General features: G+C 60.1%; 18 protein-coding genes and 1 CRISPR repeat array. Of the genes, 11 read left to right on the top strand and 7 right to left on the bottom strand.

Annotation, left to right across the window (positions count from 1 at the left end; translation table 11 throughout):
• A partial coding sequence (locus B0D78_RS04770; protein WP_143521727.1) for a helix-turn-helix domain-containing protein occupies positions 1-276 on the bottom strand: 276 nt, incomplete at its 3' end.
• A 351-nt stretch (positions 277-627) separates the two neighbouring features.
• Between B0D78_RS04770 and B0D78_RS04765 the strand changes: the two genes are divergently transcribed.
• A complete protein-coding gene (locus B0D78_RS04765) occupies positions 628-915 on the top strand; it encodes a helix-turn-helix domain-containing protein (RefSeq protein WP_009163915.1) in 288 nt (95 codons plus the stop codon).
• 92 nt (positions 916-1,007) lie between these two features.
• Here the strand turns inward: B0D78_RS04765 and B0D78_RS04760 are convergent, their stop codons facing one another.
• From B0D78_RS04760 to B0D78_RS04750, 3 genes are read right to left on the bottom strand one after another with little or no spacing between them, the layout of a single operon-like run.
• Positions 1,008-1,802 carry an ABC transporter ATP-binding protein gene (locus B0D78_RS04760; RefSeq protein ID WP_078015845.1) on the bottom strand — a complete coding sequence of 265 codons (795 nt, stop codon included), beginning with the start codon at positions 1,800-1,802 and terminating at the stop codon, positions 1,008-1,010.
• On the bottom strand, positions 1,796-2,710 hold the full coding sequence (locus tag B0D78_RS04755) for an ABC transporter permease (RefSeq protein WP_078015844.1): 915 nt from the start codon (positions 2,708-2,710) through the stop codon (positions 1,796-1,798). The genes B0D78_RS04760 and B0D78_RS04755 overlap by 7 nt, the downstream gene beginning before the upstream one ends.
• Before the next feature lie 21 nt (positions 2,711-2,731).
• Positions 2,732-3,661 (bottom strand): ABC transporter substrate-binding protein, encoded by a 930-nt coding sequence (locus tag B0D78_RS04750; RefSeq protein ID WP_168170009.1) that lies wholly within the window; start codon positions 3,659-3,661, stop codon positions 2,732-2,734.
• Positions 3,662-4,201: 540 nt separating this feature from the next.
• Here B0D78_RS04750 and B0D78_RS04745 point away from each other — a divergent pair.
• The 4 genes from B0D78_RS04745 (at position 4,202) to larE (ending at position 7,181) form a co-directional block, all read left to right on the top strand.
• A complete protein-coding gene (locus B0D78_RS04745) occupies positions 4,202-4,630 on the top strand; it encodes an RrF2 family transcriptional regulator (RefSeq protein WP_078015843.1) in 429 nt (142 codons plus the stop codon).
• 143 nt (positions 4,631-4,773) lie between these two features.
• Positions 4,774-5,529 carry a nickel pincer cofactor biosynthesis protein LarB gene (gene larB, locus B0D78_RS04740; RefSeq protein ID WP_078015842.1) on the top strand — a complete coding sequence of 252 codons (756 nt, stop codon included), beginning with the start codon at positions 4,774-4,776 and terminating at the stop codon, positions 5,527-5,529.
• Positions 5,526-6,350 carry a LarC family nickel insertion protein gene (locus B0D78_RS04735; protein WP_078015841.1) on the top strand — a complete coding sequence of 275 codons (825 nt, stop codon included), beginning with the start codon at positions 5,526-5,528 and terminating at the stop codon, positions 6,348-6,350. The genes larB and B0D78_RS04735 overlap by 4 nt, the downstream gene beginning before the upstream one ends.
• A gap of 21 nt (positions 6,351-6,371) precedes the next feature.
• On the top strand, positions 6,372-7,181 hold the full coding sequence (gene larE, locus B0D78_RS04730) for an ATP-dependent sacrificial sulfur transferase LarE (RefSeq protein ID WP_078015840.1): 810 nt from the start codon (positions 6,372-6,374) through the stop codon (positions 7,179-7,181).
• Between the two features lie 127 nt (positions 7,182-7,308).
• On the opposite strand, the gene B0D78_RS04725 is transcribed toward larE, so the two are convergent.
• Positions 7,309-7,890, bottom strand: coding sequence for a DUF5662 family protein (locus B0D78_RS04725; protein ID WP_078015839.1), 582 nt, complete (start codon positions 7,888-7,890; stop codon positions 7,309-7,311).
• A gap of 226 nt (positions 7,891-8,116) precedes the next feature.
• Between B0D78_RS04725 and B0D78_RS04720 the strand changes: the two genes are divergently transcribed.
• The 4 genes from B0D78_RS04720 to cas7c are packed head-to-tail and all read left to right on the top strand — an operon-like array spanning position 8,117 to position 14,030.
• Positions 8,117-10,513, top strand: coding sequence for a CRISPR-associated helicase/endonuclease Cas3 (locus B0D78_RS04720; protein ID WP_078015838.1), 2,397 nt, complete (start codon positions 8,117-8,119; stop codon positions 10,511-10,513).
• Between the two features lie 24 nt (positions 10,514-10,537).
• Positions 10,538-11,254, top strand: coding sequence for a type I-C CRISPR-associated protein Cas5c (gene cas5c / locus B0D78_RS04715; RefSeq protein ID WP_078015837.1), 717 nt, complete (start codon positions 10,538-10,540; stop codon positions 11,252-11,254).
• Positions 11,251-13,059: a type I-C CRISPR-associated protein Cas8c/Csd1 gene (cas8c, locus tag B0D78_RS04710; RefSeq protein ID WP_078015836.1), complete on the top strand. Its 1,809-nt coding sequence runs from the start codon at positions 11,251-11,253 to the stop codon at positions 13,057-13,059. Before cas5c ends, cas8c begins: the two co-directional genes overlap by 4 nt.
• Positions 13,060-13,073: 14 nt before the next feature.
• Positions 13,074-14,030, top strand: coding sequence for a type I-C CRISPR-associated protein Cas7/Csd2 (gene cas7c, locus B0D78_RS04705; RefSeq protein ID WP_078015835.1), 957 nt, complete (start codon positions 13,074-13,076; stop codon positions 14,028-14,030).
• Between the two features lie 373 nt (positions 14,031-14,403).
• Positions 14,404-17,230: direct repeats of the CRISPR family, unit length 33 nt; unit sequence GTCGCGCCCCTCGTGGGGCGCGTGAATTGAAAC.
• A gap of 422 nt (positions 17,231-17,652) precedes the next feature.
• Here cas7c and B0D78_RS04700 read toward each other — a convergent pair.
• Together B0D78_RS04700 and B0D78_RS04695 are read right to left on the bottom strand one after the other, a co-directional pair.
• Positions 17,653-17,946: a YtxH domain-containing protein gene (locus tag B0D78_RS04700; protein WP_078015834.1), complete on the bottom strand. Its 294-nt coding sequence runs from the start codon at positions 17,944-17,946 to the stop codon at positions 17,653-17,655.
• Positions 17,947-18,201: 255 nt separating this feature from the next.
• On the bottom strand, positions 18,202-19,137 hold the full coding sequence (locus tag B0D78_RS04695) for a DMT family transporter (RefSeq protein WP_078015833.1): 936 nt from the start codon (positions 19,135-19,137) through the stop codon (positions 18,202-18,204).
• Between the two features lie 297 nt (positions 19,138-19,434).
• Between B0D78_RS04695 and B0D78_RS04690 the strand changes: the two genes are divergently transcribed.
• Together B0D78_RS04690 and proS are read left to right on the top strand one after the other, a co-directional pair.
• Positions 19,435-21,552 (top strand): patatin-like phospholipase family protein, encoded by a 2,118-nt coding sequence (locus tag B0D78_RS04690; protein ID WP_078015832.1) that lies wholly within the window; start codon positions 19,435-19,437, stop codon positions 21,550-21,552.
• Between the two features lie 155 nt (positions 21,553-21,707).
• Complete coding sequence (gene proS, locus B0D78_RS04685) at positions 21,708-23,144, top strand: proline--tRNA ligase (RefSeq protein WP_078015851.1); 1,437 nt, start codon at positions 21,708-21,710, stop codon at positions 23,142-23,144.
• Positions 23,145-23,153: the final 9 nt, after the last annotated feature.

Genomic DNA, 23,153 nt, shown 5'->3' with positions numbered 1-23,153 from the left:
AGAGGTGTTACAAAGGGAAGTAACGGAGCAGTCATACCGGTGAAGGCAGCAGTTTGCTGTCCGGCCATAACAGCCTTTGAAGACAGTCTCTGCATGTTTTCTGATCTCTCTGGAGATCGTACTCGGCGACTTCAGAACTGTTGAGGCAATACTTCTGAGAGATTCTCGCCGGTTGAGGGCGCTTTCAATGGCTTTTCTTTCAGCCAGAGTCAAATGTTTGTTCATGATGATGAACTCCTTTCCGAGATCTGTTGTCTCGTAAGAAAGGTCTTTCATCAATTCAGACTAAATGCAAGCTTCTTTTAATTCAGATTTAATGCAACGGGGTACCGGATGTTGGGTTGCATTTACCTTGAAGAATTTCAGGCTGATGCATTGGGATCCGAAAATTGTAAAGCCTATTGACACTATAAGAACGATTCCATATAATAACCAAGAAAATAAGTGCGTGTTCAAATTATTTTGCTGTCAAGGTAGGAATCGTGCGATACGCTCGGAGTCGAGGCGGCGTGGGGGAATTCCTAGTCTTGAAGTACGGGGGAGCCGGGGAGTGTTCGTGTAATGCAGTGTAAAATGTTTCTGTGTAAATAATTTTTTGCCATTTTCGACAGGGGGAGAGATTCCGCGATGAACGATTTCAAAAAGAAACTGGAGAAGAAGCTTCGCGATCCCGAGTACAAAGCGAAGTGGGACGCTTACGATCCCGAGTATCAGGTCATCAAGACTCTGATCGAGGCCCGCCGCAAGAAGAACGTCACGCAGAAGCAGCTTGCCGAGATGACGGGCATCACGCAGCCCGACATCAGCCGTCTCGAGAACGGGCGCGGCAATCCGTCGCTACGGACGCTCAACAATCTTGCCAAGGGGCTGGGCATGGCGCTCAAGGTAGAATTTGTCGACGTCAAAAAGAAATAGCCGCTTTTTTGCCGGTTCATAAGGCGGCAAAAGAAATCCGCCGGACGCTCCGTTTTTTTGGAGGCGTCCGGCGGATTTCTTTGCGTTTGATTTCAGCTGAGCAGCATGCGGTCGTTGTCCAGATTCTTCTGCACCGCTTCTTTGAAGCGGTCCAGAAGCGCGGGCACGGTCATGCGGGCGCGCTCCTCGCCGCGCAGATCGAAGAGAATGCGGCCGTTGTCCATCATGATCGTGCGCGAGCCGAGCGCCAGCGCCGAACTGATATTGTGCGTGATCATCATGCAGGTCAGCTTGTTTTCGGCGACGATGCTCTTCGTCAGCGCCAGCACCTTCTCCGCCGTGGCCGGGTCGAGCGCCGCCGTGTGTTCGTCGAGCATCAGCAGCTTCGGCGTCACCAGCGTCGCCATCAGCAGCGTCAATGCCTGGCGTTGGCCGCCCGAGAGCGTGCCGACGCGCGCGTTCATGCGATTTTCCAGCCCCAGACCGAGCGTGGCGACGCGGTCGCGCAGATATTTTTTCTCGCGCGCCGACAGGCCGAACGGCGAGACGTGCTCGTCGTTGCGGATGAAGGCCAGCGAAAGGTTTTCCTCCACCGACATCGACGGCGCCGTTCCCTGCATCGGATCCTGAAACAGACGGCCGATGAAATGGGCGCGCCGGTAATCCTTCATGAACGTGACGTCCTGCCCGTCGAGCATGATGCGGCCGCTGTCCACGTAAAAAGCGCCGCTGACGGCGTTGATGATCGTCGATTTGCCGGCGCCGTTGGAGCCGATGACGGTCACGAACTCGCCGCGGTCGAGATGCAGCGAGAAGTCCTCCAGCACCTTCTTCTCGCCGGCTGTGCCGGGGTCGAAGGTCTTGCTGATCCTGGCGAGCGTCAGCATCGGCGGTTCGCCTTCTTCCGCAGCGCGAACTTCACGCGCGACACCAGCACCGGCCAGGAGATGGCCGCCGCCACGATCAGCGCCGAGAGCAGCTTGAGGTCGTTGGCCGACACCGACGAGGAAATGGCGCCGGCGATGATGAGCCAGTACACGGCGCCGCCCAGCAGCGCCGCAAAAACGCCGCGGCGCACCGACGGCCAGCGCATGGCGCCGGTGAGCACCTCGCCGATGATCAGCGAAGCGAGGCCGATGACGACCATGCCCGTGCCCATGGTGATGTCGCAGAACTGCTGGTATTGGGCGATCAGCGCGCCGGACAGGGCCGGCATGGCGTTGCCCAGGCACAGGCCGATGGTGATCGTGTACTGCGGATTGATGGACGAGGCGCTGACCATGCGCGGATTGTCGCCGGTGGCGCGGATCGAAAGTCCCAGCCGCGTGCGCAGAAAAAACACGAGCAGAAGTCCCACGATTACGGCTGCGCCCGCGGCGATCAGCAGGCGCGCCCAAGGCTGAACGGCACGCGGCAGGACGGATTTCAGCAGGGAAAATACGGTGTCCAGACGCAGCAGCGTCAGATTGGCGCGGCCGCCCATGACGCGCAGGTTGACCGAGTAAAGCGCCGTCATCGTGACGATGCCGGCGAGGATCGACTGGATCTTCAGCTTCGTCTGCAAAAAAGCCGAGACCAGTCCGGCTCCCGCGCCGGCCAGCACGGCGCAGAACAGCGCCCAAAACGGGTGTCCCGCCGCCGTCAGCGCCGCCGAGACGGCCGCCCCCAACGTGTAGCTGCCGTCGACAGTCATGTCGGCGATGTTCAGCGTGCGGAAGGAAAGGTACAGTCCCAGCGCCACAAGGCTGTAGATCAGCCCCTGCTCGACGGCGCCGCGAACGAGAAGAAGACTCATGAAGACAAAAGCCCCGTCAGGCTATTGGGCGTACTTGGACACGTCGACGCCGATCGCGGCGGCCGTTTCCTTGTTGACCACGACGGAGACTTCGTGCAGCACTTCCACGGGCGTGTCGGCGATCTTCGCGCCGTTCAGCACGCGGATGATCATCTGCCCCGCCTGGCGTCCCAGATTCGTGTAATTGATCCCGCTCGTGGCCAGACCGCCGTCGCGCACGAGCGAGTCTACCGCGGCGTAGACGGGGACCTTGTGCTCTATGGCTACCTGCGACAGCAGCGGCATGGCCAGAGCGGTGGTGTTGTCGTCGGGCACGTAAATGGCGTCAACCTTGCCCATCAGCGAGTTGACGGCGGGGACGACCTCGGCGGCGGTGGAGACGATCGCTTCGCGGAAGGCGATGCCGCGCTTCGCCATCTCGGCCTCGGCCTTGCGCGCCGTGTTGGTGGAGTTGGCTTCGGCGGTGTTGTAGACGACGCCGTAGTTCTTCAGGCCGGGCGTGAGCTCTTCGGCGAGGTCAAGCACGTTGCTGGGGTGAATGGCGTCGCTGACGCCGGTGACGTTGCCGTCGGGATGAGCGGGATCCTTTACCAGACCGGCGGCGACAGGGTCGGAGATGGCGGCGAAGATCACGGGGATCGTTTCCGTGGCCGCAGCGGCGCCCTGTGCGGTGGGCGTGGCGATGGGCACGATGACGTTCACTTCGCGGGCAACGAACTTCTGGCAGATGGTGCTGATCAGCGCCGGCGAGTTCTGTCCATTTTGATAGTCGATTTCGACCACGTCGGGGCCGTAGCCGGCCGCGTTCAGTTCGTCGAGGATGGCGAGACGCACTTCGTCGAGCGAAGGATGTTCGACCAACTGGACGATGCCGACGCTGAACTTCGGAGCGGCCAGAGCCGCGGAGGCGCACAGGGCCATCAGGATGCAGGCCGTGAAGAGCTTTTTCATGATCATGACAAAAACCTCTCTTTCGAAAATGATTTTTTCGGGAACGGCAAAATTCACAACGGCCGACGCGTAATGCCGGGGCAGCGCCTTTCCTCCTTTCAAAAAACGAGGCCTGCCCCTGAACGGATACGTTCAAGGACAGGTCTCGAAAAAAGGCCTGCGGTGCCACCTTGATTGCCTTTCGCGAAAAAGGCCGCTCGCGGGATGCCAACACATCCCCGCTCTGTTACGGGAGCTCCCGTCGGGCCCTACTGGGCGATCTCTCGCCGTTGGGGTCCGCCCTCGGCGGTCCATTTGTCCGAGCCGCATTTCTGCCGGGATCTCAGCTGCCCCGGCTCTCTGTGAGCGCGCGCTGCGGTTTTATCTCCGCTTCTTCGGTTTGGCGTTGTGAAGTTGTTGGGATTATTTAAGCACGAAATCCGAAAAAAGCAAGTGCTTTTTTACCGTCCGTCGCGGACGGGCGAGTGCGGATTCGTGAGTTGATGTATAATAGCGCTGACATCGAACGGGGTTTTATCGTGGACGAGGGAGAAATATCATATGCTTGTTTCGACGAAGGGGCGTTACGCTCTGCGCGTGCTGATCGATCTGGCCGAGCATCAGACTGGGGATTATGTGCCGCTGCGGGCGATCGCCGAGCGCCAGCAGATTTCCGAAAAATATCTGGAGGCCATTCTCAAGTCGCTGGTGCGCGGCAAGATCCTTACCGGCATGCGCGGCAAAGGCGGCGGCTACAAACTGGCCATTGCGCCGAAGGAGTTGACGGTGGGGCACATCCTGCGTCTGACCGAGCCTGCGCTGGCGACGGTGAGCTGTCTGGCGGAGCACGGCGAAAAGTGCGGCCGCCGCGAAGAATGCCGCACGCTGCCGATGTGGCAGGAACTTGACTCGATGATCCTCGCCTATCTTGACGGGCGCAAGCTGGCTGAGCTGACCAAAAAGGACGGTTCTGGCGCCGGCGGTATTTGAAAAAGCGAAATTTTCGGGCTTCCCGTGGTCGGAGCATTTCGGCGCGGGGAGCTTTTTTGACCTGAAATGAACTTCATGGGGTACAATATACTGACTCTGCGCCGTATTTGCGGTGAAGCGGCGGTGAATCGAGGAGTGACGGGATGAAAACTTCAATCAAAAAACTGCTCGAAGGCGTGCGCGACGGTGCGGTGCCGGTGGAGCAGGCGCTGCTGGCCCTGAAAGAAGCGCCGTTCGAGGACATCGGTTTCGCCAAGGTGGACCTGCACCGTCCGGTGCGGCAGGGCGCGGCGGAAGTGATCTACGGCGCGGGCAAAACGCCGCGGCAGGTCGTCACCATTCTCGGCGTCATGGCCCGTCACGGGCAGAACAACGCGATCATCACGCGCCTGTCGCCGGAAGCGGCGCGAGAGGTGAACGCCGCCTTCCCGATCGAATATCATGCCGAGGCGCGGCTCGGGCTCGTCGGCGGCTTTCCGAAGCCCGACGGCATCGGCCGCGTCGTCGTCGCCACCGGCGGCACGAGCGACGTCCCCGTCGCCGAGGAGGCGGCGCTGACGGCGCAGATGCTGGGCAACGACGTGCTGCGCCTGTACGACGTGGGCGTGGCCGGACTGCACCGCACGCTGTCGCATCTCGACGATCTGATGAGCGCCAGCGTCATTATCGCCGTGGCCGGCATGGAGGGGGCGCTGGCCAGCGTCATCGGCGGGCTGGTCGACTGTCCCGTCGTCGCCGTGCCGACGAGCGTGGGCTACGGCGCGTCATTCGGCGGCGTTTCCGCCCTGCTCTCGATGCTCAATTCCTGCGCCAGCGGCGTTACGGTCGTGAACATCGACAACGGTTTCGGCGCGGGCTATTTTGCCAGCATGGTCAATCATATGGAGGTCAAAAAATGAAAACGATTTATTTCGACTGCGCGATGGGCGCGGCCGGCGACATGCTGACGGCCGCATTGCTGGAACTGACGCCCGACCGGGAGGCGGCGCTCGCGAAGCTGAACGCGCTCGGCGTGCCCGGCGTGCGTTTTGCCGCGGCGAAGGGCGTCAAGTGCGGCATCACCGGCACGCAGATGACGGTCACGGTCGACGGCGAGGAAGAGGGCGCCGATGGGCACGAACATCATCACGAGCATTGCGGCCGCGGTTGCCGCCACGAGCATGGCGGACACGAACACAGTCACGATCACGACCACGGACATCGTCACGTTCACCGCGGCATGGCCGACATCGAGACCGTCATCAACGGTCTGAACGTTTCCGAGAGCGTGCGCGCGCAGGTTCTCGAAGTGTACAAGATCATCGCCGCGGCCGAGAGCGCCGTTCACGGCGTGCCGGTGACGGAGATCCACTTCCACGAAGTAGGCGCCCTGGACGCCGTCGCCGACATCGCTGCCGTCTGCACGCTGATGGAGGATCTGGCGCCGCGCCGCGTGCTCGCTTCCGCCGTCAACGTCGGCAGTGGGCACGTGCACTGCGCCCATGGCGTCATGCCCGTGCCCGCGCCGGCGACCGCTCTGATCCTGCGCGGCGTGCCCATATACGGCGGCCACGAGAACGGCGAACTGTGCACGCCCACCGGCGCGGCGCTGCTCAGACACTTTGTCTCCGATTTTCGTCCCATGCCCGTGATGACCGTTTCGTCCATCGGCTACGGCATGGGCAAAAAGGATTTCGAAGCCGCCAACTGCGTGCGCGCCTTCCTCGGCGAAAGCGAGTAAACGCCTGAAAGGAATTGCTTCATGGATCAGCTTCACGAAAAGTACGAACGGCTCAAAGATTGTCTGCGCGGACTTGGCGGCGTCGCCGTGGCCTTTTCCGGCGGCGTCGATTCGACGTTTCTCTTGAAGGCCGCCCGCGAGGCGCTGGGCGACCGCGTCCTCGCCATTACCGCGCAGTCCTGCTTTTTCCCCCGGCGCGAGCGCGACGAAGCCAGCGAATTCTGCGCGCGCGAGGGCATCCGCCACGAGATCTGCGTCTGCGACGAACTGAGCGTTCCCGGCATTCGCGAAAACCCGCGCAACCGCTGTTATCTGTGCAAACGCTCTCTGTTCGAGAAAATGACCGCGCTGGCCGCGTCGCTCGGCTTCGATTGCGTCGCCGAGGGCAGCAACATGGACGACCTGGGCGATTACCGTCCCGGCCTGCAGGCCGTCGCCGAACTAGGCGTCGCAAGCCCGCTGCGCGAAGCCGGGCTGTACAAAGCGGAGATCCGCGCGCTTTCCAAAGAGCTGGGGCTGTCGACGTGGGACAAACCGTCCTTCGCCTGCCTCGCCTCGCGCTTCGTCTACGGCGAACCGATCACCGAAGAAAGACTGAACATGGTGGAGCGGGCCGAACAGCTGCTCCTCGACCTTGGACTCTCGCAGATGCGCGTGCGCGTTCACGGCGACGTGGCCCGCATCGAGGCGCTGCCCGAACAGTTCCCCCTGATCATGCAAAACCGCGCGCGACTCGCCGCCGAGTTCAAAAAGATCGGCTTCAGCTACGCCGCGCTCGATCTGCAGGGCTACCGCACCGGCAGCATGAACGAAACGCTGGCCGCAGAATAATTCGCGCAAAAAAGATCTCCGTTCCCGAACGATCGCTTCGGAAACGGAGATCTTTTTGATTTTCGTGGAATGTTCCACGTGGAACATGGCTGTTGGCGGCGCATGACCGACGGTTCTCCGTTTGAATTCATTCGGTCCGTCCTTTTCCGCGGCGGGGCGCCTTTCTCCCGTGCAGAATATGCGTATGCACCCAGTCGAACGCGCGCGACTCGCCCTCGTCTTTCAGGACGCGCAGCGCCTCTTCGAGCAGCGCCGCCGTGTTGGGGTGGATGAGGTAATGGCTCTTGAACTTTTCGTAATACTCCCATGGCGCGGCGTCGGTGTATTTTTCGCCGAGATAGGTCATGCTGGCGGCGACGCGGTCGCAGAACATCTCCGCTACGTACTTCCGCGGCATCTCCATGCCGCACATCGGCTGAGCTTCGCCGTTTGCGTCGTCGCCGACGGCGTAGTCGATCCAGTATTCGAAATGGTGCTTGTTGCGTCCCTTGTGGTGCAGCCACGCCGCGCTGTATCCCTTGTCGAGGCGCTCGGCGTTGTTGGGGCTGCACGTGCCTTGGTAATACCTGGCGCCCACGAAAAATTCGACGGGCGCGTACTTCGACAGGTCGTGCAGCAGGCCTTGCCGGTACAGTCCGAGGCGGAAACAGAATTTCATCACCAGCAGCTTGTGCCGCGTGATCGTTTTGAAGTGGAGGAGCGGATGCATCGCTGTTCATCCTCTCTGTCGGTTTTGATGATTTTCGCTGAATCCGTCAGCGAACCGCGGCGGATTTTTTTATTATACCCGAAGGAACTTTTGCGGAGGCTATGATCCATTTCTTCATCAACAATGAAATATTTTGCTGCATTCTTTTGTTATTTTTCTGCTGGAAAATATTTTTTAGACGATAGAACGTGGAACTCTTTGAATAATGTTTTTTGGTATAATTTAAATGTTGTTAAAAAGCGATCGAAATGAAGGTGATGCGTTGGTTCCTCTTGCTCATGTCAGAGAAAACGAGGATGGTTCGTGGGAAAAGCAGACGCTTATCGGGCATCTCGAGGCGGTCTCGCGACTGGCGGCGGATTTTGCCGGCGCGTTCGCTTCGGAGGATTGGGGGCGCATTGCCGGCCGGCTGCACGATCTCGGGAAGGCGTCGCCGGCTTGGCAGAAACATTTGAAAGACGACAGCGGCTGCGAACCGGAGCTTGCGCAGAAGCTCGACGGCGATGGCGGCAGCGCGCCCCAGCACAGCGTCGCCGGCGCCGTGGCGGCCGTTTGTGATTTTCGCAGCCGCGAAGATCCGATGGACGTGCCTGCGGCGTGTGCCTGGGCGTTGGCCTATGCGATCGCCGGGCATCACGCTGGCCTTGCCGACTGGGACGGCGACGGGCGCTCGGCGCTGGTCAGCCGGTTCCAAGAAGCCTATGAGACGAAAGTTGTCGAAGGGATTGGACAATATCTGGGGGAAGGGGATTCCCAGATCAATTTTACCCCTTCGATGCTGCATTGCCAGCCGCCGTTGCCAAAGTCTTTTCTGGGGCTGACGGCGGAAAATTATCTGGGCGAGAGCGAAAATTTCCATCTCTGGGTGAGGATGCTGTTTTCGTGCCTGACCGACGCGGATTTCCTCGACACGGAATCCTTCATGACGCCGGAACGGGCGCAGGACCGCGGCGGTTATGCGACGCTTGCGGAGCTCGAAAAGGCATTTGCCCTTTTCATGAAAAAGCTGTCCGAATCTGCGGCGGATACGCCGGTGAACCGTTGTCGGCAGAACGTTCTGAATGATTGTCTGGCGGCCGCGGAGCAGCATCCAGGGTTTTTCTCGCTGACGGTGCCGACCGGCGGCGGCAAGACGTTCGCTTCCTTTGCCTTCGCGCTGAAGCACGCGCTGCGCTGGGGCAAAAAGCGCGTTATTATCGCGATCCCTTATACCAGTATCATCGAGCAGACAGCGGCCGATCTGAAAAAGGCGCTGGGAAGCGCGCTGGCGGAAAACGTCCTCGAGCACCATTCCAATCTCGATCCGCAGGAGGAGACGCGCCGCTCGGCGCTTGCGGCGGAAAATTGGGAGAGCCCGGTGGTGGTGACGACGAACGTGCAGCTTTTTGAGTCGTTGCTTGGCAGTAAGACCTCGCGCTGCCGCAAACTGCACCACGTCGCCGGCAGCGTTATCGTGCTTGACGAGGCGCAGATGCTGCCGCTGCCTCACCTGCGGCCGGTATTGTCGGTTCTGAAGTCTTTGGTCAGGCATTTCGGCGTTACCGTCCTGTTGTGCACGGCGACGCAGCCGGCGCTGAGCGGTCGTTTCGCCGAAGGGAGAAACGCTTTCGACGGGCTGCCGGAGCCGCGCGAGATCGTCGGCGACGTGCCGAAACTGTTTTCCGTTCTCAAGCGGGTCGAGCGCGTTTCCAGATACGATCTGGCAAAACCCGTCGGCTGGCCCGATCTGGCTCGGGATCTCGCCGCGGAGCCGCGGGCGCTGGCGGTGGTCAATCGCCGTAGGGACTGCCGCGCGCTGTACGACGAGCTGAACAAGCTGGCGCCGGAAGATCTGTTCCATCTTTCCGCCTGCATGTGCGCCGAACACCGCTCGGACAAGATCGCCCTGATAAAGTCCAGACTGAAGGGAACGAAAGAGCCGATCCGGGTCATCAGCACCCAGCTGATCGAAGCCGGTGTCAACCTCGATTTTCCCGCGGTGTACCGCGCCGCCTGCGGTCTGGATTCCGCCGTGCAGGCGGCGGGGCGCTGCAACCGCGAAGGGCTGCTGGCCGAACCGGGGCGTCTGTATCTGTTCATGCCGGAAAAGCCTTCGCCGCGCGGTCTGCTGCTCAAGGGCGAAGAGACGCTGAAGTCGATGCTGATGGACGACAAAAATCTCGATATCTTCGACCGGGACGCGATCTCGCGGTATTTCAGGCGCTATTACGCTGACGTCAACAGCTTCGACGGCGCGGGGTTCAGGGAGCGCCTGCTCGACGGCGCGCCGGAGTTCAAATTCTGGTTCCGCACGTTCGATCGGAAGTTCCGTCTTATCGACGAGGAGAACCAGATCTCCGTTTTCGTCGCCTACCAGAACGAAGAGACGGGCGCCGACGGCCAGGCGCTGATCGACCGGTTGCTGAAAAGCGGCCCCGAACGCGCGCTGATGCGCCGTCTTCAGCGCTACAGCGTGAACATTTCCCTTAACGACGCCGGCGCGCTGCTGCAAAAGGGCGTCATCGCGGCCACGCCGCGGGAGGGGTTCTATTACCAAACGCTGCCGGAGCTTTACAGTCCAAAATTCGGTCTCAATCTCGATTTTGCCGCAGACAACGCGGCCAACGTGTTTATCGGCCTGTAAACGAACAAGGAGGTGTGCAACGGAGTGGAGCATTTCAACAAAGAGTTCTGTCTTGAAGTGAGCGGCGAATGGGCCTGCTTCACCAGGCCCGAACTGAAGGTGGAACGCGTCAGTTACGACGTGATCACGCCCTCGGCGGCGCGGGGGATCTTTACGGCGATCTTTTGGAAGCCGGCGATCCGCTGGCGCATGAAGCGCATCGACGTGCTGAACCCGATCCGCTGGTTCTCGGTGCGACGCAACGAAGTCGGCGCGACGATCAGCCCGCGCGGTAGCGGCTTGTTTATCGAAGACTGCCGCCAGCAAAAGGCCGGCATGATCCTGCGCGACGTCGCCTACCGGCTCTACGCGGAGCTGGAGTTCGTCCCGCCACGCGAGCGGCCGTGCGTCTACGGGGAACTGTCGGAAGCTGTCCGCGAGCGCGAGGAGGAACGGCTTCTGCGAGGCGACGAGAATCCCGGCAAGTACTACGGCATTTTTGCGCGGCGGGCCGCGAAGGGGCAGTATTTCAACCGTCCGTATCTCGGCTGCCGCGAGTTCTCCTGCGCGTCGTTCCGTCTGGTCGAAGATGCAAAACGCGAGGCGCCGCGCCCGATCGCCGAGAGCCGGGATTTTGGCATCATGCTCTACGACATGGACTTTTCCGATCTGAAAAATCCCCAGCCCATGTTTTTCCGGGCAAAAATGGAAAACGGCATCATCATGCTGCCCGACGCTGAAAGCGAGGCGATCCTGCGATGATCCTGCAGGCGCTCTACCAGTACCAGAAACGCCAGGAAGCGCTGGGGCGCGGGCAGAAGCTTGGTTGCGCGGAAGTCGAGCTGAAGTTCCTTGTGGAGATTTCGGACCAAGGCAAGTTCCGCCAGCTGGTGGACCTGCGCGAAGGGAAAAGAGGAAAAATCTACACGCTGCCGCAGGCGGAGATCCGCTCGGGGAAGAAAGCCTACGAGAAACCGTGCCTGATGTGGGACAGCGTCGATTTTGTCCTCGGTCATCCCAAGTCCGACGGCGAATCCGATCGCGAAACGGCCGCCAACAAGCTGGAATTTTTTACCCGGCGCGTCAAGTCCGTGGAACCCCGGGTCAAAGAGCCGGAAACGAAGAAGGCCGTCGCGGCCGTTGTGGCGTTTTATGATGGAAACGAAAGAGAAAAGGTCGCTCAGGATCCGAAGTGGAAAGACTGCGCGTCGATCCCCGGCTGCAAAATGTCGTTTCGCCTCAGCGGCGACTCGCGCCCCGTGGCGGCCCTGCCGGAAATCCTCGATCTGGCTTCAGAAAAGCACGGCGCCGCGGAGGACGTCCGGCTCGGGCGCTGCCTGATCACCGGCGAGACCGGTCCGCTGGCGGTGCTCCATCCGCAGACGCCGATCCGCGGCGGACAGGCGACGGGAAAGCTGGTGGGATTTCAGAAATCGTCCGGCTACGACTCTTATTTTAAGGAACAAGGACTGAACGCGCCCGTCTCGCAGCAGGCGGCCTTCGAATATGCCACGGCGCTCAACGGGATGCTGGCTTCGGAGCGGAACTCTTTTTATCTGGCGGGCGACAGCTACGTGTTCTGGACCATGCCGCCGGAGGGGCAGAAAGACGTCGCGCCGCCGGACGACGAGGACTCGTTTGCGTCGTTCCTGCGCGCGACGGTCGTCGGCGTTCCGAAAGAGGACGATCCCGACAAAGGCGCCGAAAAAGTCAGAGCTTATTTCGAAAACCTGCGGCAGGGCATCGACTTTGCCGCCGAGGACGGACGCTTTTATCTTTTGGGCCTTTCGCCGAACAGCGCGCGGATCTCCGTGCGACTGTGGAGGACGGGGACGATCAAAGAGTTCAAGCGGAACCTGCAAAAACACATTGAAGATTTTACGGTCATGAACAGCAAGAGAGAACGTCCCTCGTTTACGCTCTACGAAATCCTGCGTTCGACGACGCTGGACGGCAAAGTGGACAAACTGCCGCCGAACCTGAGCGGTTCGCTGCTTGACAGCGTCGTCGGCGGCTCCTGTTATCCGATGACGCTGTATCAAAGGGTGATCGGTCGCGCCCGCGCCGAGCGCCGCATGCGCGACGAGTGGGCCGCCGTGGTCAAGGGCAGTCTCAACCGCTGGGCGCAAAGAAATCGCTATGAACTGGGAAAGGAGAATTTTACAATGTCCCTGGATGTGGAAAACAGAAACGAAGGGTACGTGCTGGGCCGTCTTTTTGCCGTCATCGAAAAAATCCAGCAGGACGCCTTGCCTGGAATCAACGCGACGATCGGCGACCGCTATTACGGCGCCGCTTCGTCCACGCCGGCGGCGGTGATCCCCCGCTTGCTGCGGATGGAGCGCTTCCATCTGAGAAAGCTCGGCATGGGCTCGCAGATTCATTACAATCAGATGCTGGCCGAGATCCTGTCGCTGATGAACGACCATTTTCCGCTCCGCCTCGACATTATCCGGCAGGGCGCTTTCGCCCTCGGCTATTACCATCAGCGTCAAGCGCTTTTTACAAAAAAAGAGGGCACTGAAGCTGACGTGGCTGAAATCAGCTTACAGAACGAAGAAGAATAAGGAGGAAAACACCCATGTCTGAGCTTAAAAATCGTTATGAGTTCGTGCTTCTCTATGACGTACAGGACGGCAACCCCAACGGCGATCCCGACCTCGGCAACCAGCCGCGCATGGACCTCGAAACCGGTTACGGCCTCGTCACCGACGTCTGCCTGAAAAGAAAGGTCCGCAACTATGTGATGCTGACTCAGGGCGGACGGGAAGGCTATGACATTTTTGTGAAGGAAAAGGCTGTTCTCAACAATATGATCGAGGAGGAGTGGAAGGGAGCTTCTGGTGGCAGAACGCCGAAAGAAGTCAAAGCTGCAAAAGAAACTCAGAAGGTTGAAGATGAGGCTCGTAAGCGTCTGTGTAAGCGTTATTACGATATCCGCACCTTCGGTGCTGTGCTCAGCACAGGAGACAGTAAGAGCGATAAAGAAAACAAGGAAGATGAAAAGAGCAAGGATAACACGAAAGATAAGAATGGCGGCAAGAATTTGAAGATGAGCGCCGGGCAGGTGCGCGGCCCCATCCAGCTGACCTTTTCCCGTTCGTACGATCCGATCGTCGTCGCCGAGCACAGCATCACCCGCATGGCCGTCACCAACGAAAAGGATGTCGACAAAGAGCGTACCATGGGGCGCAAGTACACCGTTCCCTACGCCCTGTACTGCGCGCGCGGCTTCGTTTCGCCGCAGCTGGCGGCTCAAACGGGATTTTCCGAAGAGGATCTCGAACTTTTCTGGGAAGCACTGCTCAACATGTTCGAATATGACCGTTCCGCCGCCCGTGGCCTGATGACCGCCAGGCGCCTTGTAATCTTCAAACACGGCAGCCCGCTTGGCAACGCTTCGGCGGAAAGTCTGTTCGAGCGCGTCGTTTGCAGGAAAAATAATGACGCTTCAACTCCCCGCTCTTTCGGCGATTACTGCGTCATGCTCGACGGACAGCCTCTGACCGAAGTGAAAAAGATCGTCGCCGTCAGCTAAAGAAAAGCTGGCCTCACCATTCAGGACAACGGCGCCGTTCCCCTGAACGTCCTTATGCAAAGAAGGGGGCCTGCCAAAGCGGCAAAATCGCAGCCAGAACGAACCTATCGAAAAAAGTTCCGCTCCAGAGTGAGCTCCGCTCCTGTGAGCGCGAACCTCAAGCGCGCAAAAAACGTTTTCTCCGTAAGCACATGTAAAACCACTCAGTTGCCTGAAAAAACGTAATACAATCTTCGAGGTTGCCGCGCCCCATGGAAATGCAGCGATTCATCTGAAATGGAGTGACAAAAGACGCCATGAAATATGATCTGTGGCGGGCTCCGCGAATATCTCTCCGAAGAAGCAGAGAAATATCAGCATCAAATGTACCACTGTCGCGCCCCTCGTGGGGCGCGTGAATTGAAACCGAAAAGCGCGAATGCGACGACTGCCACGGCACGGGTCGCGCCCCTCGTGGGGCGCGTGAATTGAAACAGGGAACTATGTGATTACGATGCCAAACAATACTGTCGCGCCCCTCGTGGGGCGCGTGAATTGAAACATCGTTGTTGACTGCGGCGTCGCAGTAGTCCTTGAGTCGCGCCCCTCGTGGGGCGCGTGAATTGAAACTTTCGTGTGCGCACTCGACAAACCGGTCATCATCGTCGCGCCCCTCGTGGGGCGCGTGAATTGAAACTTTTAGATCATCCTCGCCAAGCCCCGCGAGAAATGGTCGCGCCCCTCGTGGGGCGCGTGAATTGAAACACATCTCAAAAATCGCTTGTCAGCGTGCTGATGTTGTCGCGCCCCTCGTGGGGCGCGTGAATTGAAACATGGTCGACAGCGTTGCCGTCAACAAGCAGGAAGCCGTCGCGCCCCTCGTGGGGCGCGTGAATTGAAACGCCATGTTAGCAGTTAACTATTCGACCATGCGGACAGTCGCGCCCCTCGTGGGGCGCGTGAATTGAAACGAGAGCGATGGTTACAACGGCAACGACCTGACGGTCGTCGCGCCCCTCGTGGGGCGCGTGAATTGAAACAAGCTTGCCTGGACGGACAACCCCGCCTGGGTGCTCGTCGCGCCCCTCGTGGGGCGCGTGAATTGAAACTGATCCGCCTCGACCGTGACGCCGCCCGCCTTGACGTCGCGCCCCTCGTGGGGCGCGTGAATTGAAACTCTGCTATTGAAGCCGCAGCGGCTGGCGCGAATAGTCGCGCCCCTCGTGGGGCGCGTGAATTGAAACCCATTTCCCGTCCTCCACGCAGACCAGCCACTGAAAGTCGCGCCCCTCGTGGGGCGCGTGAATTGAAACTTGGGTATGCGCGGTGGGCAAGCCCGTCGTCGTCGGGTCGCGCCCCTCGTGGGGCGCGTGAATTGAAACCATGAAAGAAGCGACAAGGGAAGGGCAAGCGCGGGGGGTCGCGCCCCTCGTGGGGCGCGTGAATTGAAACTTCCCGTCTTTATCTCGCAATACCTTGCCATTGTCGTCGCGCCCCTCGTGGGGCGCGTGAATTGAAACAATCAAGATCAAAGAGAACACGATCGTAAAACCGAGCGGCGAGTCGCGCCCCTCGTGGGGCGCGTGAATTGAAACAATCGCGCTGACCGCCGCCTCGACCATCGGGGCCGGTCGCGCCCCTCGTGGGGCGCGTGAATTGAAACCTTTGTAAAATACGCATGGCACTTTGCATTCGCCTGTCGCGCCCCTCGTGGGGCGCGTGAATTGAAACACCTCGCAGACACTGAGCTACAGTCGAACAGTATGTCGCGCCCCTCGTGGGGCGCGTGAATTGAAACCTCCTTCGAATTGGAGGCTGTGTTATACTATGGTCAGTCGCGCCCCTCGTGGGGCGCGTGAATTGAAACATCCCGACGCCGGGAAACAAGTTCATCGTCGCCGGTCGCGCCCCTCGTGGGGCGCGTGAATTGAAACCGTCTCCGCGCCGGAGTCGTAGGGCAGCGCCGCCTGGTCGCGCCCCTCGTGGGGCGCGTGAATTGAAACAAGATGTCGTTCTCGGTCGAACTGCACGTCGATCCCGTCGCGCCCCTCGTGGGGCGCGTGAATTGAAACATCAGCAGGAACGCCGCCCGCGTGCCGAGCACGACGTCGCGCCCCTCGTGGGGCGCGTGAATTGAAACATGGAGGACGGGGCGCCTTGCACCGTCCTCTGCGGTCGCGCCCCTCGTGGGGCGCGTGAATTGAAACCGCAGTGCTGATCGTAAACGACGAAAGTCCCGTTGTCGCGCCCCTCGTGGGGCGCGTGAATTGAAACCCCGACCAGGCGGAACGTCGCGCGACTCTTGAAAGTCGCGCCCCTCGTGGGGCGCGTGAATTGAAACGTCAACACCCGCCTGGCGCGCACATGGAACGACGGGTCGCGCCCCTCGTGGGGCGCGTGAATTGAAACCCCGGTAAAGGAGAGTAAATCATATGGCAGGCTTTGTCGCGCCCCTCGTGGGGCGCGTGAATTGAAACACGACGGCGCGGTCTTGCTGCAGCTCGTCGTAAACGTCGCGCCCCTCGTGGGGCGCGTGAATTGAAACCCGGACGCGGCAAGCGCGGCGGCGCACGGACAATGTCGCGCCCCTCGTGGGGCGCGTGAATTGAAACGTGTCAGATTTACATACGTTGACATGGCGTTTCGTGTCGCGCCCCTCGTGGGGCGCGTGAATTGAAACATCATGAAATGGTACGCGATTTCGTGCACGACGGTTGTCGCGCCCCTCGTGGGGCGCGTGAATTGAAACGTGCGCGTCGCAGACCCCACGGCCATGGGCATCCGTCGCGCCCCTCGTGGGGCGCGTGAATTGAAACCGAAGCGATCCCGCGCGGCGTTCTTTCTTTGATGTGTCGCGCCCCTCGTGGGGCGCGTGAATTGAAACATCAATACACGATTACAACGTTGCGCCCGGATGTTGTCGCGCCCCTCGTGGGGCGCGTGAATTGAAACAGTCGCCATGAATCGTTATGCAAACGGCATTTACGTCGTGCCCCTCGTGGGGCGCGTGAATTGAAACAAGCAGCTGGAAACCGGCGGCGGCAAGGAACATGGTCGCGCCCCTCGTGGGGCGCGTGAATTGAAACAGGTCTTTGGACGTCAGCGTTTTCGGCTCCTGCTCGTCGCGCCCCTCGTGGGGCGCGTGAATTGAAACAAGGCATTCCGCGAGACGCTTTGACAGATGAAATGTCGCGCCCCTCGTGGGGCGCGTGAATTGAAACATCGCCGAAATCGGATTGAACGCAGGAGGGGATCGTCACGCCCCTCGCACGGTCGCGTGAGTTGAAGCCCGAGACGCTGGCGAGGGCTCTGGCAAATGCAGTTTCTCCGAGAGATCGTCACCCCGCATCTTCATCGGCAGCTCAGAAGTCTCCTGCAACGCGATGTCTGCAAGCTTGCGCAGACGCCTCGAAGAGCCGATTAAAGGAGCCTGTCTCTTCTCCCTTCTATGGGATTTAGAGACAGGCTCTTCTTTTCGCGCGTTTATACCGGCCTCCGTGAAAAAGGCCGAAGATTTTCTGCCGCTTTTATAGCGCCGAAGGCGCAGCAAAGACTGCATGGAATCGCATGGCGCGCGTTTTTATGCGGCATGGCCGCATAGAGGCACGGCATTTTCAATTGAAGTTTGTGATTGAAGTCAACGTTACTTTGCGGCAGGAGCGGGTTCCTCTTTCTTGTCGGCCATGGAGTCCATCACTTTATCCTTGATTTCTTCGGCTTTCTCGACCGCTTTGTCGGTGAGTTCCGCAGCTTTCTCTTTGACTTCTTCAGCTTTTTCGACGACCTTGTCCTTGATCTCGGTTGCCTTGTCCTTCATTTCCTGCTTGATCTGTACGTTTCCGTCAGGCGCTTTCTCGAATGGGCCTGTCCCCTTGTAATAGCAATATCCCAGCACACACGCGGCAATTAGAAGAATGAGAAGAATCATTTTTTTCATCTTGGGTCACAGCTCCTCTTTTAAATTTGTGGCATTCTTTCGGATGCTACGACGACATTTTACTATATTTCTTCAGAATGGCAACCTGTGCCCTGAACAACGCAGTAGAATCAAGAGGCGAGACGTTTTCTCCCGGAGGCCGTGGCCAATATGGTGAACGGCCTCTTTCAGAAGCTTGCGGAGCGGCGCTCCGTTTCCGCCCGACGTCTTGCAGGAACGGGAAAAACGCAGGGCGCGCGTTTGAGGGGACGAAACTTACGAGGCGCTGTCTGCCCTTTTCATCTGCGAATCGGCGCTGCCTGATTTTCTTTCTCTCCCGGCGTTGAGGAAGATCCCCGCGAAGATCACGGCGGCGCAGACGATCTGGATCATGGAGAGCGATTCTCCCATAAAGACCATGGCGGCGAAAATGCTGACGACCGGCGAGCCGTTGAGGAACGCTCCCGTCGCGCCCGCGCCGATGCGCTGGATTGATATTTGCTGAAGCACGTACGCGCAGCTCGAACCGAGAATGCCGATGTACAGCGTACCGGCCAGGGCGCGCCCCGACAGCGCCAGGTTCATCGGCTGCCCAACGACGGCGATGAGCGCCGCGGTCAGCACGCAGGACGCGGCCATGTTGCACAGTGTCACCACGATCGGCGAGGATTTTGCGATCTTTTTGCCCAGCACGGTCATCACCGAGCAACAGAACGAGGCGCAAAATTCCATCAGGTCGCCTTTGTTCAGCGACAGATTGGCCAGCAGCGACAGGTCGCCCTTGCAGAGCAGACAGACCGCCCCGCTCAGCGCGAGAACGATGCCGCAGACGCGCCGCGGCGTCAGCCTTTCGCCGAGGAAAACGGCGGCCAGGATGGTCGTGATCAGCGGCGACGTGGCGAAGATGATGGCGATGTTTGTCAACGACGTGAACTTGATCGCATAGAAAAAGCAGAGGTTGTTGAGCAGTACCCCGGAAATGCCCATCAGCACGGAAATCGCCAGATCGCCGCGGTCCGGCAGCAAACGCCGCTCACGGCCGTACGCCAGCGGGGCAAGGATGACGACGGCGATAGCCGTGCGCAAAAGCAGCAATTCCAGCGGCGGCATCTCACGCAGCGCATAAGTGGCCGGCACGTTCATAAAACCCCAGATCAGCAGCACGAGCGTCATTGGCAGATAGCGCCGCAACGTTGAATTGTTTTCGTTCATCGGATCACCTCGGAAAATGTGCCGAACGCAAAAGGACGTTGGCCAAAACGACCTTATTTTACCGCTCTGACCGCGAAATGACAGACGGAAATAAAAAACTTTTCCGAACGTGCAGAACGCGCGCGATCGGTGAAAATCGAGGTAAAAACTTGCCAAGCGGCGTTGGCTCGTCTAAAATAAACAGACATCTTCGCTCCTGTTTTTGACCGGTGGGTGAAAACAGATCTCGCCATCCGGCAGTTGAATTTTCGGACAGAAAAAGCGGCGGACCATGATTCCGTGAGGAGGCGCTGAGGCATGAAGAAAATATGGCGGTGGCTGCTGGCAGCGCTGGCATTCTGCGCGGCGCCGGCCGGCGCGGAAGACAAACCGTACGTGGTCCTGGCGCTGTCCGGCGGCGGCATTAAGGGGTACGCTCACATCGGCGTGCTTCGGGAACTGGAAAAGGAAGGCGTCGGCGTCGCCGGCATCGTCGGCACCAGCATGGGGGCCATCGTCGGCAGTCTCTATGCCAGCGGCAGAACGCCGGCGGAGCTGGAACGAATCGTCATGGACGTCAATCTCGGCGAACTGGTCACGGCGAGCGGCGGCAATTATTTCAACCTTTCCGACAAAGCTACGCGCGACATCAGCATGATCCGTCCGGAAATCTACACCGACGCTCACAACAAAGTGGCGGGACCGCTGGGATTCGTTGCCGGCACGAGCGTGCTCGAGTACATCGCTCAGCTGCTTTCCCACGTGACCGTGACCGATTTCCGTCGTCTGCCCATACCGTTTGCGGCTGTTGCCACCGATCTTGTCAGCGGCGAGAAAGTGGTGCTGCGCCGCGGCTCTCTGGCTTCGGCTGTGCGCGCTTCCATGTCCATTCCCGGCGTGTTCGACCCGTGGGAAATCAACGGCCGCCTGCTCGTCGACGGCGGCATGGTCTCCAACATGCCGGTGGAGACGGCCAAAGAGCTGTTCCCCGGCTATCCCGTGATCGCCGTCAACCTCACCAGCGAGCTGGAGCCGCGCGAAAAGCTGAGCACCGTGTTCGACGTGGTCAGCCAGTCCATCACCATTCTCACCATGCAGAATGTGCGCCGCGAGGCGACGTTGGCCGATTTGGTGATCAGTCCCGGCGTGAAGGAGTACCCCATCCTCGGCACCTCGCCTGCCGTCGAGATTATTCAGCAGGGGCGCGACGCTGCCGTCAAGGCTTTGCCGCAGATCCGCGCGCTGTTGAAGAAAGCGCCGCGGCGCCCCGTGAAGGAAAAGGAACTGGCGCCGCCCAAGCCGCCTCATGTGATGGGCGTGCATGTCGTGGGAGTGCCCGAGAAAATGGGCAAGGAGATAGAACGGGAGCTGCTCAAGGTCTGGCTGGGGCGCCCCGTGCCCATGAAGGAGATCGTCGCTGCCAGCGCCAACATCGCCAAGCGCGAGGACGTCCGCAGCGTCGATTACGATCTGCTGAATACCGAGCGCGGCGTCATCGTGCTGCTCAAGGTGCAGCGTTTTCCCGCACACCGCTATTCGCTCGGCGGCTATGCCAGTACCTACAGCGACATGGGATGGCTGGTGATCGGCAGCCGTCGTTACGATTTGTTCACGCCCGGCGACACGCTGCAGTCGAGCTTCTACCTTGGCCAGCGCTGGGGCGCGGATTTCAACTATTTCTGGGATATGGATGTGTCGCACAGCTCCTTCTGGGAGGCGGGCCTGTCGGCGTCTCATTTCAGGATCGACGCGTCCGGCGCTCCGCTTGAATGGCAGCGCTACAACTTCGACGTGCAGCGTCACTTTACGTTGCACGAACGTCTGCGCCTTTCCGCCGGCGTGTCGGCCACGGCCGCGCGTCGCGTGGAAGGAGGCGAAAGCGCCAACTACGTGGCGCCGTTCCTCGAAGCGACGTTCAACCTGATGGACAATCCCGACGATCCGGTCAACGGGTGGCTGCTGAACGCGCGCTCGATGTGGCCTTCCGAGACGGGGACCATGCTGATGCGGCTCAGCCTCACAGGGCGCCGCCGTATCAGCTCGAAACTCATGGCTGAGCTCCAGGGCGGCTTCGCGGAAGGCGACATGGACGATAAGCGCCTGTTCAGCGCCTATCTTGGCGCCCGCGAAGAACTGTACAGCCTGGCGGAGCACCCCATCGAGGCCGAGCGCTTTGCCTGGTGGCGCGCCAAGCTGCGCTACCCGCTGTCGCAGACCATCTTCGGCAACGTCATCGCCGAGATCTTCGGCGGCCAGGGGTACGCTTGGGGCAGCGACGGTGCGGAGATCGCCCGGCCGTGGGAAGTCGGCGTCGCGCTCTGTGCGCCGCGCCGTCTCATCGACGGCAAACTGTACGCCGTCTACACCGACCGCAAGGAATGGCGCTTCGGCGTCAGCGTCGGCGTCCCCAACTGGGACGCGTTCCATCTGTTTTAAGTTTAAGCGGTAGAACAAAGGCCACTGCGGAGAAACAGAGAAGCGGCGAAAAAATAAACGGCTGAAAAATGTTTTTTCGCTTTTCGCCGCTTCTTCGCTCCGCCGCGGTGGATTTTGTTTTGACTTTCGATTTCACGCAGGAGGACAAGAGCGCCATGGCACGCAACATCACCCCGAGAGAACAGGATTATTCACAGTGGTACCTTGACATCATCAAAGTCGCCGAGCTGGCCGACTACGCGCCCGTGCGCGGCTGCATGGTCGTCCGCCCCACGGGCTACGCGATCTGGGAAGACCTTCAGGCCAAGTTCGACAGGGCTTTCAAGGAGACGGGGCACGTCAACGCCTACTTTCCGCTGCTGATCCCTTCGTCGTTTCTGCGGAAGGAAGCCGAGCACGTCGAAGGCTTCGCTCCCGAGTGCGCGGTCGTCACCCACGCCGGCGGCGAAGAGCTGGAAGAGCCGCTCGTCATCCGTCCCACGTCCGAAACGGTCATCGGCGCGATGTACAGCAAGTGGGTGCAATCGTGGCGCGATCTGCCCCTGCTGATCAACCAGTGGGCCAACGTGCTGCGCTGGGAAAAACGCCCCCGCCTGTTCCTGCGCACCTCCGAGTTCCTCTGGCAGGAAGGTCACACGGCCCATGCCACGGCCGCCGAAGCCGAGGAAGAGACCGTGAAGATGCTCAACGTCTACGCCAAAATCATGAAGGAAGACATGGCCCTGCCCGTCGTCGAGGGCGTCAAGTCCGAGGGCGAACGCTTCCCCGGCGCGCTCGACACTTACACCTGCGAGACCATGGTCAGCGACACCAAGGCCCTGCAGGCCGGCACCAGTCATTTCCTCGGCCAGAACTTCGCCAAGGCCTTCGACATCCAGTTCCAGGACCAGAACGGCGCCATGCAGTACGCCTGGACCACGAGCTGGGGCGTTTCCACCCGCATGATCGGCGCCATCATCATGACCCACTCCGACAACGACGGCCTGATCCTGCCGCCCCGCGTCGCGCCCGTCAAGGTCGTGATCCTGCCGATCTCCAAGGACGATTCCACGTTCGCCGAACTCGACGCCAAGGCTCACGAGCTGGCCGACGAGCTCGATTCCGTGCTCGGGGCGCTGACCGTGCGCGTGGACGAGCAGAACCACCTGCGCCCCGCCGACCGCTTTTTCTATCATTTGCAGAAGGGCGTGCCGCTGCGCCTCGAACTGGGCGAAAAGGACGCCGCCGCCGGGACCGTGCGCGCCGTGCGCCGCGACACCGGCGCCAAGGAAGACCTGAAGTGGAGCGAACTGGCCGAGCGCGTGCCGGCGATCCTCGAAGACATTCAGAAGAGTCTCTACGAAAAAGCCTGCGCTTTCCGCGACGCCAACACGTACGAGGCAAGCAGCTACGACGAGCTGAAAGCGCGGCTCGAAAAGGGCGGCTGGGTCAAGTGCTTCTTCGCCGGCGGCAAGGAAGACGAAAAGAAGATCAAAGAAGAAACGCAGGCCACCGTGCGCTGCTACCCGCTCGCCGAAAAAGACCGCACCGGAAAATGCGTCTACACCGGCAAAGAAGGCGCGCATCTGGCCGTCTTCGCCAAATCCTATTAACGGACGGAA

It is taken from the genome of Pyramidobacter sp. C12-8 (assembly GCF_002007215.1).
Taxonomy (GTDB): Bacteria; Synergistota; Synergistia; order Synergistales; family Dethiosulfovibrionaceae; genus Pyramidobacter.
Note: the sequence above shows the minus strand (reverse complement) of the source record. Positions and strands in the feature narration are given on the sequence as shown.